The organism is Lysobacter sp. A289, assembly GCF_054072675.1.
Map to the genome: position 1 here is coordinate 1565177 of NZ_JBSVRN010000001.1, position 18072 is coordinate 1583248.

Annotated in this window: 16 protein-coding genes, 4 tRNA genes and 1 other RNA gene; 8 read left to right on the forward strand and 13 right to left on the reverse strand. The window is 64.4% G+C overall.

Going from position 1 to position 18072, the window contains the following annotated elements:
- Positions 1-33: 33 nt before the first annotated feature.
- Positions 34-1788, reverse strand: coding sequence for a DNA polymerase III subunit gamma/tau (dnaX, locus tag ACW5DN_RS07145; protein WP_456962035.1), 1755 nt, complete (start codon positions 1786-1788; stop codon positions 34-36).
- A gap of 211 nt (positions 1789-1999) precedes the next feature.
- Between dnaX and ACW5DN_RS07150 the strand changes: the two genes are divergently transcribed.
- Positions 2000-2092, forward strand: a tRNA-Ser gene (locus ACW5DN_RS07150).
- Between the two features lie 25 nt (positions 2093-2117).
- An RNA gene (ffs, locus tag ACW5DN_RS07155) (signal recognition particle sRNA small type) lies at positions 2118-2214 on the forward strand.
- 50 nt (positions 2215-2264) lie between these two features.
- On the opposite strand, the gene ACW5DN_RS07160 is transcribed toward ffs, so the two are convergent.
- Both ACW5DN_RS07160 and ACW5DN_RS07165 read right to left on the reverse strand, forming a co-directional pair.
- The gene (locus ACW5DN_RS07160; RefSeq protein ID WP_456962036.1) at positions 2265-3026 is read right to left on the reverse strand and encodes an MBL fold metallo-hydrolase; all 762 of its coding nucleotides are present in this window, start codon (positions 3024-3026) and stop codon (positions 2265-2267) included.
- A 1-nt stretch (position 3027) separates the two neighbouring features.
- Complete coding sequence (locus ACW5DN_RS07165) at positions 3028-3777, reverse strand: 3-deoxy-D-manno-octulosonic acid kinase (protein ID WP_456962037.1); 750 nt, start codon at positions 3775-3777, stop codon at positions 3028-3030.
- 22 nt (positions 3778-3799) lie between these two features.
- Between ACW5DN_RS07165 and ACW5DN_RS07170 the strand changes: the two genes are divergently transcribed.
- Positions 3800-4888, forward strand: a complete 1089-nt coding sequence (locus ACW5DN_RS07170) for a glycosyltransferase family 9 protein (RefSeq protein ID WP_456962985.1) — start codon at positions 3800-3802, stop codon at positions 4886-4888.
- On the opposite strand, the gene ACW5DN_RS07175 is transcribed toward ACW5DN_RS07170, so the two are convergent.
- Positions 4864-5271 (reverse strand): DUF6165 family protein, encoded by a 408-nt coding sequence (locus tag ACW5DN_RS07175; protein ID WP_456962038.1) that lies wholly within the window; start codon positions 5269-5271, stop codon positions 4864-4866. The two genes, ACW5DN_RS07170 and ACW5DN_RS07175, sit on opposite strands and share 25 nt — an antisense overlap.
- A gap of 127 nt (positions 5272-5398) precedes the next feature.
- On the opposite strand from ACW5DN_RS07175, the gene ACW5DN_RS07180 reads away from it, so the two are divergent.
- A tRNA-Ser gene (locus ACW5DN_RS07180) sits at positions 5399-5489 on the forward strand.
- Positions 5490-5661: 172 nt separating this feature from the next.
- A complete protein-coding gene (locus ACW5DN_RS07185; protein ID WP_456962039.1) occupies positions 5662-6366 on the forward strand; it encodes a PP2C family protein-serine/threonine phosphatase in 705 nt (234 codons plus the stop codon).
- On the opposite strand, the gene dnaQ is transcribed toward ACW5DN_RS07185, so the two are convergent.
- The 3 genes from dnaQ to ACW5DN_RS07200 form a co-directional block, all read right to left on the reverse strand.
- On the reverse strand, positions 6363-7145 hold the full coding sequence (gene dnaQ, locus ACW5DN_RS07190; protein WP_456962986.1) for a DNA polymerase III subunit epsilon: 783 nt from the start codon (positions 7143-7145) through the stop codon (positions 6363-6365). The two genes, ACW5DN_RS07185 and dnaQ, sit on opposite strands and share 4 nt — an antisense overlap.
- Positions 7084-7593: a ribonuclease HI gene (gene rnhA / locus ACW5DN_RS07195; RefSeq protein WP_456962987.1), complete on the reverse strand. Its 510-nt coding sequence runs from the start codon at positions 7591-7593 to the stop codon at positions 7084-7086. Before rnhA ends, dnaQ begins: the two co-directional genes overlap by 62 nt.
- A 143-nt stretch (positions 7594-7736) precedes the next feature.
- The gene (locus tag ACW5DN_RS07200) at positions 7737-8423 is read right to left on the reverse strand and encodes a hypothetical protein (RefSeq protein ID WP_456962040.1); all 687 of its coding nucleotides are present in this window, start codon (positions 8421-8423) and stop codon (positions 7737-7739) included.
- A 92-nt stretch (positions 8424-8515) separates the two neighbouring features.
- Here ACW5DN_RS07200 and gloB point away from each other — a divergent pair, with 92 nt between their 5' ends.
- The 3 genes from gloB (at position 8516) to ACW5DN_RS07215 (ending at position 11152) form a co-directional block, all read left to right on the forward strand.
- The gene (gene gloB, locus ACW5DN_RS07205; protein ID WP_456962041.1) at positions 8516-9298 is read left to right on the forward strand and encodes a hydroxyacylglutathione hydrolase; all 783 of its coding nucleotides are present in this window, start codon (positions 8516-8518) and stop codon (positions 9296-9298) included.
- Positions 9295-10284, forward strand: a complete 990-nt coding sequence (locus ACW5DN_RS07210) for a lytic transglycosylase domain-containing protein (protein ID WP_456962042.1) — start codon at positions 9295-9297, stop codon at positions 10282-10284. The genes gloB and ACW5DN_RS07210 overlap by 4 nt, the downstream gene beginning before the upstream one ends.
- A gap of 73 nt (positions 10285-10357) precedes the next feature.
- Positions 10358-11152 (forward strand): enoyl-ACP reductase FabI, encoded by a 795-nt coding sequence (locus ACW5DN_RS07215; RefSeq protein WP_456962043.1) that lies wholly within the window; start codon positions 10358-10360, stop codon positions 11150-11152.
- Positions 11153-11227: 75 nt separating this feature from the next.
- On the opposite strand, the gene ACW5DN_RS07220 is transcribed toward ACW5DN_RS07215, so the two are convergent.
- The 6 genes from ACW5DN_RS07220 to clpX form a co-directional block, all read right to left on the reverse strand.
- Positions 11228-13204 (reverse strand): peptidyl-prolyl cis-trans isomerase, encoded by a 1977-nt coding sequence (locus ACW5DN_RS07220; protein ID WP_456962044.1) that lies wholly within the window; start codon positions 13202-13204, stop codon positions 11228-11230.
- A 118-nt stretch (positions 13205-13322) separates the two neighbouring features.
- Positions 13323-13399: transfer RNA gene (locus tag ACW5DN_RS07225), tRNA-Asp, on the reverse strand.
- Positions 13400-13427: 28 nt separating this feature from the next.
- Positions 13428-13502: transfer RNA gene (locus ACW5DN_RS07230), tRNA-Val, on the reverse strand.
- A 47-nt stretch (positions 13503-13549) separates the two neighbouring features.
- Entirely contained in the window at positions 13550-13912 is a 363-nt protein-coding gene (locus tag ACW5DN_RS07235) for an HU family DNA-binding protein (protein WP_456962045.1), read from the reverse strand.
- A 131-nt stretch (positions 13913-14043) separates the two neighbouring features.
- Entirely contained in the window at positions 14044-16488 is a 2445-nt protein-coding gene (gene lon, locus ACW5DN_RS07240; RefSeq protein WP_456962046.1) for an endopeptidase La, read from the reverse strand.
- Positions 16489-16708: 220 nt separating this feature from the next.
- The gene (gene clpX / locus ACW5DN_RS07245) at positions 16709-18001 is read right to left on the reverse strand and encodes an ATP-dependent Clp protease ATP-binding subunit ClpX (protein ID WP_456962047.1); all 1293 of its coding nucleotides are present in this window, start codon (positions 17999-18001) and stop codon (positions 16709-16711) included.
- Between the last annotated feature and the right edge of the window lie 71 nt (positions 18002-18072).

The window sequence follows — 18072 nt, forward strand, 5'->3', positions numbered from 1 at the left end:
TGTGGTGCCGCCCGCAATCGTCAAGGTCGCGGGTCAGGCATCGTCAAACGGCCGGATCGAATCGGGTACCACCTTCGCGCCATGCTGGCTGATCAACGCCTGCACCTGGGCATCGTTCAGGAATGCCTGTTCCGCCGCCGCCTGTCGTTCGTCGCGCGCGCGTTCGTTGCGCTGGTTCAGCGACACCGGCCCATCGGCGCCAGTCATGGACTGGAATTGAATTTCTGGAACGCGGCCCAGGGCCGGCGCCAATGCTTCGGCGATCTGCCGTACCAACGCCGGTTTGTTCAGCAATTCATCGACCGACGCCAGCGCCAGCGTCAGCACGCCGTCGCTGCAGGCGATGAAGCCGACGTGCTCGGCCAACACCCGCGCAGGGCCCTTGAGGCTGCTGGCCATGACCCAGGCGTGCCAGGCAGCGGCGTCGTCGATGGCGGTGGCATCGGACGGTGGCTGCGATGTTCGCGCCAGGGTCGTCGAGACCGGTGTCGGTGTCGGTGTCGGTGTCGGCTCAGGCTCCGATACCGAGTTCGCGCTGGCCGGGTGTTCCGCTTCCGATTTGACTGCAACCGGGTAGGAGACTTCCGGAGGGATGGCGGCCGTCTGACCGGCTCCGAGCTTCGACCCAGACTCGGCTGTCACGGGCCCAGGACGGGAAACTGGCTCACTACGCGCTGGCGTGGTCGCCACCTCACGGCTCGCCGCCGGGCCTGCCGGGCGGAACGCGAGCATCCGCAACACGCTCATCTCGAACCCCGCGCGCAGGCTGGGTGCGAGCGCAAGATCGCGACGGCCATTGATTGCCATCTGGTACCACAATTGCACCAGCTCGGCCGGAATGGCGGCGGCCAGCGAATCGACATCGACACCGTCGGCTTCGACCGCCGCGCCGGGCACCAGCTGTCGCACCTGGATCCGGTGCATCGCCTCGGCCAGCGCTTCCAGCACCCCAGCCCAGTCCGGCGAGAACTCCGCCAATATCGCCACTTCGGCCAGCAACGCCTCACCATCGCCACCGGCCAGCGCCGTCAGCAGCGCGCCAACCCGGGTCTGGTCGACCGTCCCGAGCATGGTGGCTACGGCGGCGTCCGTCAGCTGGCCGCCAGTGTAGGCAATGGCCTGGTCAAGCAACGACAATCCGTCGCGCAGGCTGCCGTCGGCGGCCTTGCTGATCTGGCGCACCGCGCCTGGCTCCACCGCGATGCCCTCGGCGCCCAGGATCTTGTCGATCTGGCCACTGATCTGATCCTCGTCCAGGCGCTTGAGGTTGAACTGCAGGCAGCGCGACAACACCGTCACCGGCAGCTTCTGCGGGTCGGTGGTGGCCAGCAGGAACTTCACGTGCCCGGGCGGCTCCTCCAGCGTCTTCAACAGCGCATTGAAGGCCGACTTGGAAAGCATGTGGACTTCATCGATCAGGTACACCTTGACCCGTCCGCGTGACGGCATGTACTGGGCGTTGTCGATCAGCTCGCGGACGTCATCGACGCCGGTGTTGGACGCTGCGTCGATCTCCAGCAGGTCGATGAAGCGGCCGGCATCGATGTCCTTGCAGGCATTGCATTCCCCGCACGGTTCAGCCGAGGTGCCGCGCTCGCAGTTGAGCGACTTGGCGAAAATCCGCGCAATGGTGGTCTTTCCGACCCCACGGGTACCGGAAAACAGGAAGGCGTGATGGACCCGGCCGGTGTCGAGCGCGTTGGTGAGCGCCCGGACCACATGCTCCTGCCCCACCAGTTCTGCGAAGCGCTTGGGCCGCCACTTGCGGGCGAGGACGAGGTAGGACATCAATAACCTTGGGCAAGTCCGGAGGAAAGGGTCGCAACGCCATGACAGCAGCGTGCAACCGGTTCGGGCCATTGTGCCACGACCGGATCCTCCATCGCGGCGGGGCGACGACCCAGCGCAACGTGCGACTTGTCCGCGAGTCCCGGCACCGCTAGACTTTGCGGCCCACTACCGACTGGACGTCGTGGCGGGGTCTGAGCGGTTCAGATGCGGAGAGGTGTCCGAGTGGTTGAAGGAGCACGCCTGGAAAGTGTGTAAGCGTCTAAACCGCGCTTCGGGGGTTCGAATCCCCCTCTCTCCGCCAGATATTGCAATTGTCCATGGTGGCCCTGTCGGCCCCTCGCGACGCTAGGTCGAAAACTCCGCCAGGGCCGGAAGGCAGCAACGGTATTGACTGACGCGGGTGCCGAGGTCAGCCGGCGGGGCCACCGCCTTTTTGGGGCAGCGCCTGTTTAGGGCAATCCATTTCGCGGCCGCTACGGCGTCGCTTCGGCCCGCAGTGCGGTGGTGTCGCGCAGCGCGACCAGTTCGCCCGGCGTGCCGACCCGGTAACCGCGTTCGGCGAGCAGCGCACCTTCGCGCAGGCTGCCGTAGTGGTAGAGCAGGCAACGCGCCAGCAGTTCACCCGGGTACTCCCGCTCCAGGTCGTCAATGCCGCTATGGGACGGGTTTCCTTGGAGTGCACAGTCGTGGGCGACCAACTCGTCGGCGTCGGCCATCGTGGCCAGCATTTCCGGGATCGGACGGGTGTCTCCCGTCCAGACCAGGCTGCCATGCAGGCGCAGGCCGAATGCCGTATCGGGCCAGTGATGACGGACCGGGAATACCTCCAGCCGCACACCGTCATGCCAGAACGCCTCGCCAACCGGAATTACCTGGAACGCATCCCAGAAATTGGCCCCACCCTCGGCCAGCGCATTGGGGTAGTCGCCGACACGCTGGTGCAGCAATGGCACCAGTTTGGCCGGCACGTACAGGCGTACCCGCCCACGACGCGCCTCATCAAAATAGCTGCCCACGAACAGACGCTCGAAACCGCCGACGTGATCGAGATGGGTGTGGGTGATGAACAACGCGCGCGGCATCTGCCCGTAATGGGCGAGATAAGCGGTCAAACCTTCGCCGCCGCAGTCGATGGTCAGCCATGGCGCGCCATCGTGCTCGATCGTCGCCATGGCCGAGCCCAACGCGACCGCGGAGGAGTTGCCGACACCCTGGAACCGCAAGGCCCAACCCACCTCAGTAGCCCCGCGCCCAGATGCGATCGTAGGCATCGCGCAGGCGGACAAAATCGCGCTCGACCGCGACGACCTCGCGTGGCCCGCGCAGTTTCAGCAGCGAGCGCTTGAGCCGGGCCAGGTTGCGCTCGCGCCAACGGGTCGCGGGAATCATTATCTGGCTGCGATCCAGGTCGATGACCCAGCCACGCCCGGCCGGATCAAACATCAGGTTATGGGCGTTGAGGTCCGCATGATCCAGGCCCGCACGATGGGCGCGGGCAATCAATCGTCCGGCCTCCTCCCATGGCGCATCACTGCCAGCCACCAGCACGCGATCGGCCAGGCTGCGCACGTTCGGGATGCGTTCGATCAGGATCGCGCACCGATACAGCGCGCCTTCTCGCCGATACATTGCGGCGATCGGCGATGGCACTGGCACGCCCTTGTCGATCATCGCGCGCGACAGCCGGAACTCGGCAAAACTGCGGGTACGGGCGGCGCCCTGCCACACATAACGATCACGGCTGAGCTTGGCGACCATGCCGCCGCGCAGGTAACGTCGCAGCACGGCTGGCCCAAACGGCGCGTCGACAAACCAGGCACCGCCGCGACCGCCACTATCGACCGGCCGCGCCTGGCCCTCCCACGCTGCAGGAATGAACCATTCGGGTTGCGCTTGCCGGACACGCGTAATGTCGAACAAAATCGCGCCATACCCGCCATCTTCATGGAATGGTGTCAGTCCCTCGGCGGCGTCATACCCAGTCATCCTCCGGAGTCTAGCAATTAGCATCCCTCCTGCACCTGCTTCCATCTGCCTGCTGCGCTTGTCCGCGCTGGGCGACGTCACCCACGTCGTGCCATTGGTGCGAACCCTGCAGGCGGCATGGCCGGAAACGCGGCTGAGCTGGGTCATCGGCAAGACAGAACAGCGCTTGCTGGAGGGACTGCCGGGTGTGGAGTTCATCGAATACGACAAGAAGTCCGGAATCGGCGGCATGCTGGCGCTGTACCGCCGATTGCGCCGGGGCCCGATCGACAACCCGACCTTCGACGTATTACTGCAGATGCAGGTGGCCGCACGCGCCAACCTGTTGTCGGCCGTCATCCCGGCCTCGATGCGCGTGGGCTATGACCCGGCGCGCTCCCGGGACGGGCATGGCATGTTCGTCAACCGGCGTATCCCTGACCGGCCGGGCATCCACGTACTCGATGCCATCGGCAGCTTTTGCGAGCCCCTCGGGCTGACCCAGACCCGGGTGCAATGGGATTTGCCGGTACCCGACCAGGCACGGCAATGGGCCGGCGCGCAATGGCCCACCGACGACACCCCGACCCTGATGATCTCGCCGTGCGCCAGCCATGTCCTGCGCAACTGGCGGCCCGACCGCCACGCCGCCGTTGCCGATCACGCGATCGCCCGCGGGTGGCGAGTGGTGCTGTGCGGCGGACGCAGCGAGTTGGAGCGCCAGACCACTGACGCCATCACCGCCGCGATGCGCGGTGACGCGCTGGATCTGGTAGGCAAGGACACCCTGAAACAATTGCCGGCGCTGCTGGAACGCGCCGACCTGGTGATGACCCCCGACTCCGGCCCGATGCACATCGCCAACGCGATGGGGACCAAAGTCCTCGGCCTGCACGCGGCCAGCAATCCGGCCCGCAGCGGCCCCTACAGTGATCGCCGTTACTGCGTGGACCGCTATGACGACGCCGCGCGCAAGTATCGAGGCAAACCTGCCAGCCAGCTCCGCTGGGGCAGCAAGATCGAGCAGGAGGGAGTGATGGACCTGGTCAGCGTCGACGATGCGGTCGCGGCGTTTGAACGCTTCCTCACCGACCACCCGGGCGGCGGTCAGGGCGTGTCGCTGCCCCTGTAGTCTTGGTAGGACTTCTCCTCGACATACGAAGATCCCAGGGCAAGGTTGATCTCGCGCTTGAGACGGGCGCGCTCGTCATTCTCGAAATAGACGCTGCGGGCCAGTTTGATGAAGTCGGCGTCGAACTGCTGCGCCTTCTCCTTGATCCGGATGTCGTCCTCGATGACCCACAGGCGCTCGTTGACTGCCTTGAGTTCCGCGCGCAGGCGAATCACGTCCTTGTCGGCCGCAGGGTGCGCCAACCAGGTCTTCTGCAGCGCCGACAGCTCGTTGTGGATGTTCGCCAGCTTGGCGGCATCGGTCATGCGCTCGGACTTGATGGTCAGGATCGCAATCTTGTCAAGCAACTCACCGAATGAAACGGGAACCAGGATTTCAGACATGGGGCAAACCGGGATAAGGGGGAACTACCAGTCTAGCGTCGACCAGCGGAACGCAGGCAGCTTGTCGACCCGCGCTGCGGCCCGTATCATTGCGCCCCCACGACCGGAGTTTCACGGTAGTGGCACCGGAGAGGTGGCAGAGTGGTCGAATGTACCTGATTCGAAATCAGGCGTACGTTTATAGCGTACCGGGGGTTCGAATCCCCCCCTCTCCGCCAGATATCGCAAAAGGGCTGTCCTGACAGCCCTTTTTGCTGACAAACTGGTTGTCTTCCCGGACTCGGACGTCCTTGTGCTGCCCCGCTGCTGCCCGTCACTGGCCGGCTAACGACGATCATTCCGTTTTATTCTGCGAAGGGTTTTCGACAACAGGATCTGCATGATCAACCCATGATCGAATTCGGACACCTGACGCACCCTGGCCTGCGTCGTGAACTCAACGAAGACAGCTATTACGGCGACAGCGAACTGGGCCTGTGGTTGGTGGCCGACGGCATGGGCGGGCACGAGTATGGCGAAGTCGCCAGCGCACTGGCGCGCGAGACCATCGTGCGTGAAATCCGCGATGGCACCCCACTCGCCCAGGCCATCCGCATCGCCGACGAGGAAATCATCCGCGCCTCGCAACGGCGACGCGACGCGCTGCCCATGGGAACTACCGTGGTTGCAGCACGCGTCATTGGTGCCCGGTTCGAGGTGGTCTGGGTAGGCGACAGCCGGATCTACCTATGGCGTGATGGCCAGTTGACCCAGCTCTCCAGGGATCACAGTTACGTGCAGGAGCTGATCTCGACCGGCGCCATAACCCGCGAACAGGCCCGCCATCATCCTCACCGCAACGTTGTCACCCAGGCGCTCGGAGTGACCGGCCCCAGCAGCCTGGATGTCGCCAGCCTCTCGGGTGAGTTGCTGCCGGGCATGCAGTTGCTGCTGTGCAGCGACGGGTTGACCGAGGAAGTCGACGACCAGCAGATTGCGCAGGTCCTTGCCCACGCCGACTGCAGCGCCCAGGAATGCGTCGACACCCTGGTGGCGGCCGCGCTGGATGGCGGTGGCTCCGACAACATCACTGCGATCCTGGTCCGCAGCCACTAGACGGGCTCGGCGGCATCCCACACCGCTACACCGGCCCGTTTGCGCAGGCTTTGCAGTCGCACCTCGTGCGCAGCCAGCTCATCGGCCTGCACCACGACCGACGGCCGCGACCGCATCGAATCATCCGGCTTGAACAGCACTGCCGCGACCGCTCCCGGTGCCGGCTGCGAGCTGGCAAACCCGATCTCTTCCTGTCCCGACGTCAGTCCGATATAGACTTCGGCCAGCAGTTGCGCGTCCAGCAACGCGCCGTGCAACTGGCGGTGCGCATTGTCCACGCCAAGCCGCCGGCAGAGCGCATCGAGTGAGTTGCGTTGCCCCGGGAAGCGTCGGCGGGCCAGCAGCAACGTGTCCTCGATCGCGCAGCGGTCGCCCAGGCGGCCGTGGCCGCCACCGACCAGCCGCAGCTCGTTGTCCAGGAAGCCGACGTCGAAGGCCGCGTTATGGATCACCAGCTCGGCACCGTCGATGAAGGCAATGAATTCATCGACGATGTCCGCGAAAGCGGGTTTGTCGGCCAGGAACTCCAGGGTCAGGCCGGTGACTTCCTGCGCCCCCGGCTCAAACTGGCAGTCAGGCTTTAGGTAACGGTGGAACGTACGCCCGCTTGGGCGCCGCTCGAGGAACTCGACGCAACCGATCTCGACCACCCGGTTGCCGCGCTCCCAGCTCAGTCCTGTGGTTTCGGTATCAAGCACGACCTGGCGAAGTGACATCTCAGCCCACCATATTGCTTGGGCGGCCCTTGAAGCGGGTGGCCTCGTCGCGTGCCAGGTCATCGACACGTTCGTTGTCCGGATCACCGGAATGGCCCTTCACCCATCGCCAATCAATCCGATGAGCCACCGTCGCCGCTTGCAGGCGCTCCCACAGGTCGCGGTTCTTGACCGGCGCGCCGGCCGCCGTCTTCCAGCCACGGCGCACCCAGTTGGCCATCCACTGGGTGATGCCCTGGCGGACGTACTGGGAATCGGTATGCAGGGTGACCACGCATGGGCCGCGGAGCGCCTCCAGTGCGGCGATGGCCGCCATCAACTCCATGCGGTTGTTGGTGGTGTCCGCTTCACCGCCAGTCAGTTCACGCTCAACCCCATTGCACCGCAACAAGGCCGCCCAGCCGCCCGGTCCCGGGTTGCCCAGGCAGGCGCCATCGGTATGGATCTGTACGCTACGGGTGACCGGGGCGGACGCGTCGACAGTGTGTCCGGCGGCGGACGTTTTTTCCATGGTGTCGCAGATATCTTCAGTCATCGGGGCATTATCACCGAGCACGGCGAGCAGGTCTGCCCCAGGGTGACGATCCAGACCATCACCTGCTGCTGCCGACCTGCCGAGCGTTGTCACGGGTGGTCAACACGCGCAGCCTCAAGTCAGCCAGTTCCACCCGCAGACCAGCGTCCCGCTTGCCAGCGCAACTGACGCAGCGGCGTGGGCGTTACTGACGCCAGCACCCGCTTGCTTACCGTGAACGCCATCGCCGCGCGAAACCGGTCGACGGCAGCCACCCCGGTCTCGCCAGTACCGACGCGCCAATGCGGGCCCAGCCATTGCAACCGGATCGAACTGCCGGAAAAACCGGTTTGCCGTAGCACCCGTTGCCATCGACCGGGATCGCGGGCCCGCAAGCCAGCGCCGACCCAGCGAAGACGATACGGCGTCCAAGGATTGAGGGTCGCCAACCAGAGCGTGCCGCCCGGTGCCAACACGCGCGCGCACTCATCCAGCAATGCCAGACCACCATCTCCATCATCGAGCGCGTGCTGCAGCAACACCGCCCCGCAGGTCTCTGTGGCCAGCGGCAATGGCAATGCACAGCGCACAGTTCCGACCAGATCGTGCTGGTGGCGGTGCAGCACAACCCCACGACGACCGGCGGCCGGGGGCGCCGCCGCCGGCACCCCGATCCAGAGCCAGGGCATGGCCGGACACGCAGCCAGGACGCGCTTGACCGCAGCGGTTTCCGCTGCCAACAGCCCGCCTCCGGCTTCACTGCCAAACCAGCCGAGGCCGTGAGGCTCGCTCGGCTGGAGTTGACGATGGTGGTTGAACGCAGGCATGGTCGCGGATTCTCGCATCGTCGGTGGTTTGGCAGGCTCTGCATTGTGCGGCATTGCGCAGCACGCCACCGACAACCCGAAGGAGTCCGTGGATGCTTCTGCAAGCCCTGCCTGCATTCAACGACAACTACATCTGGCTGCTGGATGACGGCACTGGCGGCAGCCTGGTCATCGATCCCGGCCAGGCTGGCCCGGTGTTCACCGCCGCCGATACCGGCATGTCGCCTACCGGGATCCTGCTGACCCACCACCATCATGACCATGTCGGCGGAGTGGCCGACCTGCTGGCGCGCTGGCCCGACCTGCCGGTGGTCGCGGCCCATGACCCCCGAATCGAGCTGGCGACGATCCGCGTGGCCGATGGCGACCAGTTCACCCTCGGCGCGCGTCGTTTCGAGACGATCGCGGTACCGGGCCATACCACCAGCCACCTGGCCTATTTCTGCGCCGACATCGCCGCCAGTGACCCCCTCTTGTTCAGCGGCGACACCTTGTTCAGCCTGGGTTGCGGGCGTCTTTTCGAAGGTAGTCCGTTGCAAATGCACCAGTCACTGTCCCGTTTGGCCAGCCTGCCGGGGCCGACGCGGGTTTGTTGCGGCCACGAATACACCTTGTCCAACGCGGCGTTTGCGCGCGTGGTCGAACCCAACAACACGGCGCTCCAGCGCCGTATCCTGGAAGTCCAGTCCATGCGCGATGCCGCCAAGCCAAGCCTGCCCAGCACGATCACCAGCGAACTGGCATGCAATCCGTTCCTGCGTTGCACGGAGCCGGCCGTGGTCGCCGCCGTACAACAAAGGCTGGGTCGAGCGCCAAGCGACACGATAGAGGTGTTCGCAGGATTGCGACAATGGAAAGACGGGTTCGGCGGATGAGCCGGCCCCCCTGTCTTGAGGGCCGGCTCAAAGACGGCGCATCCCGCCGCGCGCGCGCCCTGTTGGCGACGTTGCTGGCGATGTCGCTGGCAGTGCCAGTGAGCGCAGGCCCGAGCAACCCCGGAACGACAGCTGCTGCAGCGGGCCCTGCTGCAGCCAAGTCGGCCAGTAGCGCCGCAATCACCCCTCGCAGCGGACTGGATATTTACCAGCAGTTCCGGGCGGGCCTGGCTGATCCAACCTGCGGAACCGACGTCAGCGCACGCTGGAGCAAGCACTACGCTGCCGCACCCAAGCGCCTGGCCTCGCCCGGTGACGATACATTGCTGCTGTTCGGCTACGTGCTGGACGCCGTTCGCGACGCGGATCTGCCCAGCGAGTACGCCCTCATCCCGTTTGTGGAGAGTGGCTATCGCCCCGAGGCACGCAGCCCCCAGGGGCCGGCCGGCCTGTGGCAGATGATCAAGCTCACCGCGCGCAGCCACGATGTATCAATCCGCAAGGGGTACGACGGGCGCCTGTCGCCAGTGGATTCCACCCGCGCTGCAGTGCGCTACCTGAAAACCCTGCACGGTATGTTCGCCGGTGACTGGCGCCTGGCGGTGATGGCCTACAACGCCGGCGAGTACCGGATATTTTCCGCGCTCGACAAGGGCGGCCAGGTCGCGCGTGACGCAGACCCCGCAGCGCTGCCGGGACTACCGGACATCACCCACGCCTACGTGCGCAAGCTGCACGCTCTGGCCTGCGTCCTTGGCGATGCCGACGACCGGGACCCCTGGGTAAAGGCAATGGATCGGCCGGTGCCGCACTTGAAGGCGATGCCCGTGGCCAAGAACGTACACGCAATTTCGGATTGGGCTGCGCGCAACGACCAGGATCCCAAACGCCTGGCTCGCCTCAATCCGGTGTTCCGTGATGGCCGGATCAGCCATGCCGGCGACACACCGGTTCGCTTGCTGGTACTGGCCACCAGCCTGAATTAGGCATTGGCGGCATGGGTACAATAAGAGGTTGCCCGACCGCCCCGGTCGCGGCCCAGGTCAACCAGGAGCCACCATGGGTTTTCTTCAAGGCAAGCGCGCGCTGATTACCGGCATCGCCAGCGAACGCTCGATCGCCAGCGGCATCGCCGAGGCGATGCATCGCGAAGGCGCGGAACTGGCCTTCACTTACCTCAACGACAAGATGCGCCCGCGGGTCGAGAAAGCCGCCGCCGCACTGGGCAGCGACATCGTGCTTCCGCTGGACGTGTCCAGTGACGAGCAGATTGCCGCCTGTTTCGAGCAACTCGGCCAGCGCTGGGACGGGTTCGACATCCTCATCCATGCCATCGCATTCGCCCCGCGCGAGGCGATCGAGGGTGAGTTCCTGGACGGTTTGACCCGCGAGAACTGGGCCGTGGCCCACGACATCTCGGCCTATTCGCTGGCGGCCATCTCCAAGGCCGCCCGCCCGCTGATGGCCGGCCGCAACGGGGCGATCCTGACCCTCAGCTACCTGGGCGCCGTGCGTGCGCTGCAAAATTACAACGTGATGGGCGTGGCCAAGGCCAGCCTGGAGGCGACGGTTCGCTACCTCGCACTCAACCTGGGACCGGAAGGCACGCGCGTCAATGCCATCTCCGCCGGTCCTATCAAGACGTTGTCGGCTGCGGGTATCTCCAATTTCCGCAAGATGCTCGGCCAGTTCGAGAAGAACGCGCCGCTGCGCCGCACGGTCACCATCGAGGACGTCGGCAACACCGCGGCGTTCCTGTGTTCGGACCTGGCAGCAGGCATTACCGGCGACGTAGTGTACGTCGATTCGGGCTACAACATCCTGGGCATGACCGGAGTCGGCGACGCCGACTGAAGCACCGGGAACTTAAAGCAGCGCGAACTGAAACCACGGGATCCAGTCCGGCGCCAGGCCGGACTAGATCCTTTTTTACAGGTTCTGCTCGATCACCTTGACCTGCATCCGCTGACGCAACGTCTTGATCAACGCCTGCATATCCTCGATCCCGGCCACCTGGGAGAGCTGTTGCCGCATGATCTCGCGCTGTTGCGGCGGAAATTGATCGTCACTCCCCGCCACCACCTTGTCCACGGTAAACAGGACAATCCGGTTGTCGTCCAGCACGTCGTAGCCACCGGCAACCTTTCCTTCGGCAGCTGCCTGCACGGCGAAAATTGCTTCCGACACGCCGTCAGCAATCAGCGGTGCGCCGCGCGGCACCCCGGGGATCACCTGTGGCTCGGGCAATTGCTCGGCAGCCACCAACGCGACAAGGGACTCACCACCATCCAACCGCGCCAGCAGGGTCTCCGCACGCTTGGCAGCCGCCTGCTGCGCCTGATTAGCCTGGAGGGCCGCGACCACGTCGTTGCGCACCTCATCCAGTGGTCGTGCATGCTCGGGCTGGTGACCTGTCACCCGGAGCCACACATTGTGCCCGGGCTCGATCTCGATCGGATCGCTGACGGTGCCATCCTGGACCAACGTCTCGGAGAACGCCGCACGCTTGAGCGCCGGATTCGCTGCCAAGCCTTCGCTGGCCAGTTCGGTGAACGAACCCAACTGCTGGACTGAAAGGTTCGCCGCCTCCGCCGCCGGCTCAAGCACACCGGGGCTTCGCAACACCGCATCGACAACGCGGCTGGACAGGTCGTTGAACATGCGGTCACGTTCCGCGGTGACCTGCTCGAGCGCCAATGCATCACGGACCTCCTCGAAGGATTCCCGCGCGCCAGCCTTGACCTCACGCAACTTGATCACATGCCAGCCAAACTCGCTCCTGACGGGCTCGCTGACCTGGCCAGATTCCAGTGCGAACAGCGCGTCCTCGACGGCACCGGGCATCATGCCTTTGCCAATCCAGCCCAGATCCCCGCCGCTTGCCTTGGAGCCACTGTCATCACTGTTGGCCTCCGCGAGCGCGGCGAAGTCGGCCCCTTCCGCGCGGGCCTTGGCAGCAAGTTCACCCGCCTGGGCCTCTACCGCTGTGGCGTCCGCGCCTTCGTCGACCTGCAACAAGATGTGCGATGCAAGACGCTGCTCCGGCTCGGCGAACTTGTCCTGCTGCTCTTCGTAGAGCTGGCGCAAGCTCGCCTCGTCGGCTGGTGGCGGTTCCGGCATCGCGTTGCGATCCAACGAAATGTATTCGACAGAGACGCTCTCGGGCGCAATGTAATCGACCGCATGCGCGTCGTACCACGCCTGGATCTCGGCCGGCGTCGGCGCGGCATCCGCAGCGGACGCTTCCGGTGCCGGCACGACCACCAGGCTCACGTCACGCCGCTCGCCCATCAGCTTGACCAGGCGTGCCATCTCGCTGTTGGTAATGAAGTTGCTGCCGGCGATCGCGTTGGCCAGCAGGCTTTGCTTCAGGCTTTGGCGCACCATCGCATCGAACTGTGCCGGCGACTGCGCGGGCACCTGCGACGCCAGCGCAAGCTGGTAACGCTGGGGATCGAACTTGCCGTCGACCTGAAAGGCCGGGATCTGCTGGATCTCGTTGCGCACCATCGCATCACTGATGGCAATGCCTGATGCGTCGGCGGCCATGGTCTGGACGCGCTGATTCACCAATGCATCCAGGACCGCGAGCTTGTTGGAGGTCTCCGCGAAATCGCGTGAGTCAAACGCGTCGCCCTGTGCTGCGCGTTGCTGCTGGCGCACCCGCTGGAACTGGTCCTGGAACTCGTTGGTCGTGATCTCCTCTTGCCGCCACAACACCGACACCGGCCAGAACGACGGAGCCGACGTCCACCAGGCAGGCGGTGCCTTGATGACGGCCACGGTGGAGCTGCCGCCCTGGACCATGTACTGGTCCAGTCCAAACAGGGCGAAGGGGACGATCAACACGCCCATGATCGCCATGGCGATCCAGCCAGAAGTCTTGTCTCGGAGTTTTTGCAGCATGATCCCGTCGCGTCGAGTGCGGAAGCCCTACAGTTTAGCGTGCTTGCGCTCCGAAAGTCGGGCCACCCCATGCTAAAAAAAACAGGCCCCTCGATCGCTCGAGGGGCCTGGGTATAAATGGCGGAGTGGACGGGACTCGAACCCGCGACCTCCGGCGTGACAGGCCAGCATTCTAACCAACTGAACTACCACTCCGCACTTGGAACTCTGTCAACCCGGTGCTTGGTGGGTGCTGAGGGTTTCGAACCCCCGACCCTCTCCGTGTAAAGGAGACGCTCTACCACTGAGCTAAGCACCCTGCGTGCAGTGCCGATGCCAGAACATGCGCATCGGCGGGCGAGCCACTTAGTTTACAGCGTCTTTTAGTGCTTTGCCAGCCTTGAAAGCCGGATTTTTCGATGCCTTGATCTTGATGGCTTCGCCGGTCTTCGGGTTGCGGCCCTGACGAGCAGCGCGCTCGCGAACCTGGAACGTGCCGAAGCCAACCAATGTGATCGTGTCGCCCTTCTTCAGCGTTTTGGTAATGACGCTGACCATGGCGTCCACGGCGCTGGCAGCGTCGGTCTTGGACAGTTCTGCAGCGTCGGCGACGGCAGCAACAAAATCACCCTTATTCATGCGTTTGGACTCCTGAGCGGATCGAGAACCGCGAAATTGAGAATCGGAATGCCACCGCGCGCAGCAGCACCCCGATCGACCTTGCCGCATCACAGTCCCGCGTGGGCCATGCGATGTGGCTCCCCGTCGTTATACCAGTGGGGTTTTACTCACGCAAGGCGGAAACCCAGCAACGACGCGGGTTTCAGCCCGTTTTGCGTAATATTCGGCAACCTGGACAATCAATGCTTGACGTCAGCACGCGTGACAGGCTTGCGTTTTGAGGGTGGCGGGGGGCCATCCTGCTGGGGCGGCGCCATGGGCACGAGGGGACGCTCCAGAGCGATATCGAGCACTTCGTCGATCCAGCGTGCGGTCAGGATTTTGAGGCCATCGGTCACGCTCTTGGGCAAATCGACCAGATCCTTCTTGTTCTCCTCCGGGATGATCACTGTGGTGATCCCACCGCGCAGCGCCGCCAGCAGCTTTTCCTTGAGACCACCGATCGGCAGGACGCGGCCGCGCAGGGTGATTTCACCGGTCATCGCCACCTCGGCCCTGACCGGGTTCCTGGTCAGGGTCGACACCAATGCCGTCGTTATCGCGATCCCGGCGCTGGGGCCGTCCTTGGGCGTCGCGCCTTCGGGCACGTGAATGTGGACATCCTGCTTGTGCAGGAAATCCAGGTCGATCCCCAACCGCTCGGTGCGCGCACGCACCACCGACAGCGCCGCCGAAGCCGACTCCTTCATGACATCACCCAGCTGGCCGGTCAGCAGCAGCTGACCCTTGCCCGGCACCAGCGTGGTCTCCACCTGCAACAACTCGCCGCCAACCTCGGTCCATGCAAGGCCGGTGACCAGTCCGATTTCGTTGTGTTCCTCGGCGCGCCCGAAGTCGAACTTGCGAACGCCCAGGTACTTGTCCAGATTCTTCGAACTGACGGTGAGTGCCGTCTTCCTGGCAGTGGGCTTCGGGCCGGCGAGCGCAATATCCTTGACCACCTTGCGGCAGATCTTGCCGATCTCCCGCTCCAGATTGCGGACGCCGGCTTCGCGCGTGTAATAACGCACGATGTCGCGCACCGCCGATTCGGCAACCTTCAACTCGCCAGGCTTCAGTCCGTTGGCCGTGAGTTGCTTGGGCAGCAGGTAGCGCATGGCGATACTGAGCTTCTCCTCCTCGGTGTAACCGGGGATCCGGATCACCTCCATCCGGTCGAGCAACGGGCCCGGGATGTTGAGGGTGTTGGAGGTGGCCACGAACATCACTTCGCTCAGGTCCAGGTCAACTTCCAGGTAGTGATCGTTGAAGGCGTGGTTCTGCTCGGGATCAAGCACCTCCAGCAACGCCGAGGACGGATCGCCGCGGAAATCCATCGACATCTTGTCGATCTCGTCGAGCATGAACAACGGATTCTTGGTGCCTGCCTTGCTCAGGTTCTGCACCACCCGGCCCGGCATGGAACCGACATAGGTCCGACGATGGCCACGGATCTCGGCCTCATCGCGCACTCCGCCCAGCGACATGCGCACGAACTTGCGGTTGGTCGCCCGCGCGATCGATTGGCCCAACGAGGTCTTGCCCACGCCCGGTGGCCCGACCAGGCACAAGATGGCGCCCTTCATCCGCTTCACCCGCGTCTGCACCGCCAGGTACTCAAGGATGCGTTCCTTGACCTTCTCCAGCCCGAAATGATCCGCGTCCAGCACATCCTGGGCCGCCGACAGATCCTTGCGTACCTTGCTGCGCTTCTTCCACGGCACTCCCAGCACCCAGTCCAGGTAGTTGCGCACCACCGCGGCCTCGGCCGACATCGGTGACATCTGCTTGAGCTTGTTGAGCTCGGACTTGGCCTTTGCCTCCACCGGCTTGGGCATGCCGGCCGCGGCAATCTTCCGGGTCAGCTCCTCGATGTCGTTGGGCGCGTCGTCGATGTCGCCCAGTTCCTTCTGGATCGCCTTCATCTGCTCGTTGAGGTAGTACTCGCGCTGGCTCTTCTCCATCTGGCCCTTGACCCGGCCACGGATGCGCTTCTCCAGCTGCTGGACATCAATCTCACCGTCAACCAGGCCCACCAGCTGCTCCATCCGGGCGCCGATGCCGTGGGTTTCCAGCAGCGTCTGCTTGTCACTGACCCGTGCTCCAAGATGGGCGGCGATGGTGTCGGCCAGGCGACCGGGCTCCTCGATGCCCGACAAGGTCTGCATCAGCTCTGGTGGCAGCTTGCGGTTGGTCTTGACGTATTGCTCGAACAAGCCCATCAGCGAGCGCATGATCGCCTCGATCTCACGTTCATCGCGATCGGTTTCCGGCGCAATGACGCGAGCCTGCCCGGTGAGCGTGCCGTCCACCGCCACGATCTGTTCGACCCGCACCCGCGACACGCCCTCCACCAACACCTTGATGGTGCCGTCGGGCAGCTTCAGCAGCTGCAACACATGAGCCAGGGTGCCGATCTCGAACAGATCCTCGGCGCCGGGGTCGTCGGTCTCCGCACTCTTCTGCGCGACCAGCAGGATCTGCTTGTCCGCCGCCATGGCCTGATCGAGTGCCTGGATCGACTTGTCGCGCCCGACAAACAGCGGAATCACCATGTGCGGGAACACGACGACATCGCGTAGCGGCAACACCGGCAAGTTGAGCAGTTCGCCCGCGGGGGGCTGGATATCAGTGGATTGGGTCATGGGAACTCCGGGTCGTACAGACAGCCGTGCCGATCGGGCACGGTCGGAAAAAAGAGGATGCACCGGATTTGCCGGTCATGGACTGGGTTATGGGGGCCGGCGCGGAAGGTTGCAAGAGAACCGGTGCCGCCTGGGTCGCACTGGACACCAAACCCCCAAACAAATCAGCCGCTTGCATGGGCAAGCGGCTGACCTGGAGAAACTCGGGGATTGCGCCGGTTCAGTCGCCCGCCGCTGCCTTCTGCGGCGCCACCGGCGGCGCTTCGTAAATCAGGTAGGGCTCGGTCTTGTGCTCGATGACGGACTCATCCACCACGACCTTGCTGACGTTCTCCAGCGACGGCAACTCATACATCGTGTCCAGCAACGCCGACTCGACGATCGTGCGCAGTCCGCGCGCGCCGGTCTTGCGCTTGAGCGCCTTGCGCGCGATCGAGACCAGGGCGTCGGGACGGAATTCAAGCTCAACGCCTTCCATGTCGAACAGCTTCCTGAACTGCTTGGTGATCGCGTTCTTGGGCTCGGTCAAGATCGTGATCAGCGCCGCTTCGTCCAGCTCCTCCAGCGTCGCCACCACCGGCAGCCGGCCAACGAACTCGGGAATCAGGCCGAACTTGATCAGGTCCTCGGGTTCAACTTCGGCCAGCACCTTGCCGATCTCGATCTTGCGCTCGCTGGACTTGACCTTGGCGCCAAAGCCAATCCCGCCGGACTCGGTGCTGCGCTGCTGGATGATCTTGTCCAGCCCGGCGAACGCACCGCCGACGATAAACAGGATGTTGCGGGTATCGACCTGCAGGAATTCCTGCTGCGGGTGCTTGCGCCCGCCCTGCGGCGGCACGCTGGCCACGGTGCCCTCGATCAGCTTCAGCAATGCCTGCTGCACACCCTCGCCCGAGACGTCCCGGGTGATGGACGGGTTGTCGGACTTGCGCGAGATCTTGTCGATCTCGTCGATGTAGACGATGCCCTGCTGCGCCTTGTCGACGTCGTAGTCGCACTTTTGCAGCAGCTTCTGGATGATGTTCTCGACATCTTCGCCGACATACCCGGCTTCGGTCAGGGTCGTCGCATCCGCCATCGTGAACGGCACGTTGAGCATCCGCGCCAGCGTCTCGGCCAGCAATGTCTTGCCTGAGCCGGTGGGCCCGACCAGCAGGATGTTCGACTTGGCCAGCTCGACGTCGTCGTTCTTCTGCCGGCTCTCGATACGCTTGTAGTGGTTGTACACGGCGACCGCGAGGGTGCGTTTGGCACGCGTCTGGCCGATCACGTACTCGTTCAGGACCTCCAGGATCTCCTTCGGCTTGGGCAGGTGACTGCGCGCCGACTGGGCCTTTTCCTCAAGCTCCTCGCGGATGATGTCGTTGCACAGCTCCACGCATTCGTCGCAGACGAACACGCTGGGGCCCGCAATCAGCTTGCGCACCTCATGCTGGCTCTTGCCACAGAACGAGCAATAGAGAATTTTGTTGCTGTCGCCGGTGCTCCGGCCCTGTCGGTCATCGGTCATGCGCTTGCCTGAATGATCATTTGCCGGATACGCCGTGGCGCGACCATCGCGTCGCGGCATAGCCAGAGTGC

Bases quoted from the DNA above. Each gene is read 5' to 3' on its own strand.
- dnaX (WP_456962035.1), bottom strand. From the start codon at position 1,788: ATGTCCTACCTCGTCCTCGCCCGCAAGTGGCGGCCCAAGCGCTTCGCA.
- ACW5DN_RS07165 (WP_456962037.1), bottom strand. From the start codon at position 3,777: ATGACTGGGTATGACGCCGCCGAGGGACTGACACCATTCCATGAAGAT.
- ACW5DN_RS07175 (WP_456962038.1), bottom strand. From the start codon at position 5,271: ATGTCTGAAATCCTGGTTCCCGTTTCATTCGGTGAGTTGCTTGACAAG.
- ACW5DN_RS07185 (WP_456962039.1), top strand. From the start codon at position 5,662: ATGATCGAATTCGGACACCTGACGCACCCTGGCCTGCGTCGTGAACTC.
- dnaQ (WP_456962986.1), bottom strand. From the start codon at position 7,145: ATGACCTGGCACGCGACGAGGCCACCCGCTTCAAGGGCCGCCCAAGCA.
- rnhA (WP_456962987.1), bottom strand. From the start codon at position 7,593: ATGGAAAAAACGTCCGCCGCCGGACACACTGTCGACGCGTCCGCCCCG.
- ACW5DN_RS07200 (WP_456962040.1), bottom strand. From the start codon at position 8,423: ATGCCTGCGTTCAACCACCATCGTCAACTCCAGCCGAGCGAGCCTCAC.
- gloB (WP_456962041.1), top strand. From the start codon at position 8,516: ATGCTTCTGCAAGCCCTGCCTGCATTCAACGACAACTACATCTGGCTG.
- ACW5DN_RS07210 (WP_456962042.1), top strand. From the start codon at position 9,295: ATGAGCCGGCCCCCCTGTCTTGAGGGCCGGCTCAAAGACGGCGCATCC.
- ACW5DN_RS07215 (WP_456962043.1), top strand. From the start codon at position 10,358: ATGGGTTTTCTTCAAGGCAAGCGCGCGCTGATTACCGGCATCGCCAGC.
- ACW5DN_RS07220 (WP_456962044.1), bottom strand. From the start codon at position 13,204: ATGCTGCAAAAACTCCGAGACAAGACTTCTGGCTGGATCGCCATGGCG.
- ACW5DN_RS07235 (WP_456962045.1), bottom strand. From the start codon at position 13,912: ATGCGGCAAGGTCGATCGGGGTGCTGCTGCGCGCGGTGGCATTCCGAT.
- lon (WP_456962046.1), bottom strand. From the start codon at position 16,488: ATGACCCAATCCACTGATATCCAGCCCCCCGCGGGCGAACTGCTCAAC.
- clpX (WP_456962047.1), bottom strand. From the start codon at position 18,001: ATGACCGATGACCGACAGGGCCGGAGCACCGGCGACAGCAACAAAATT.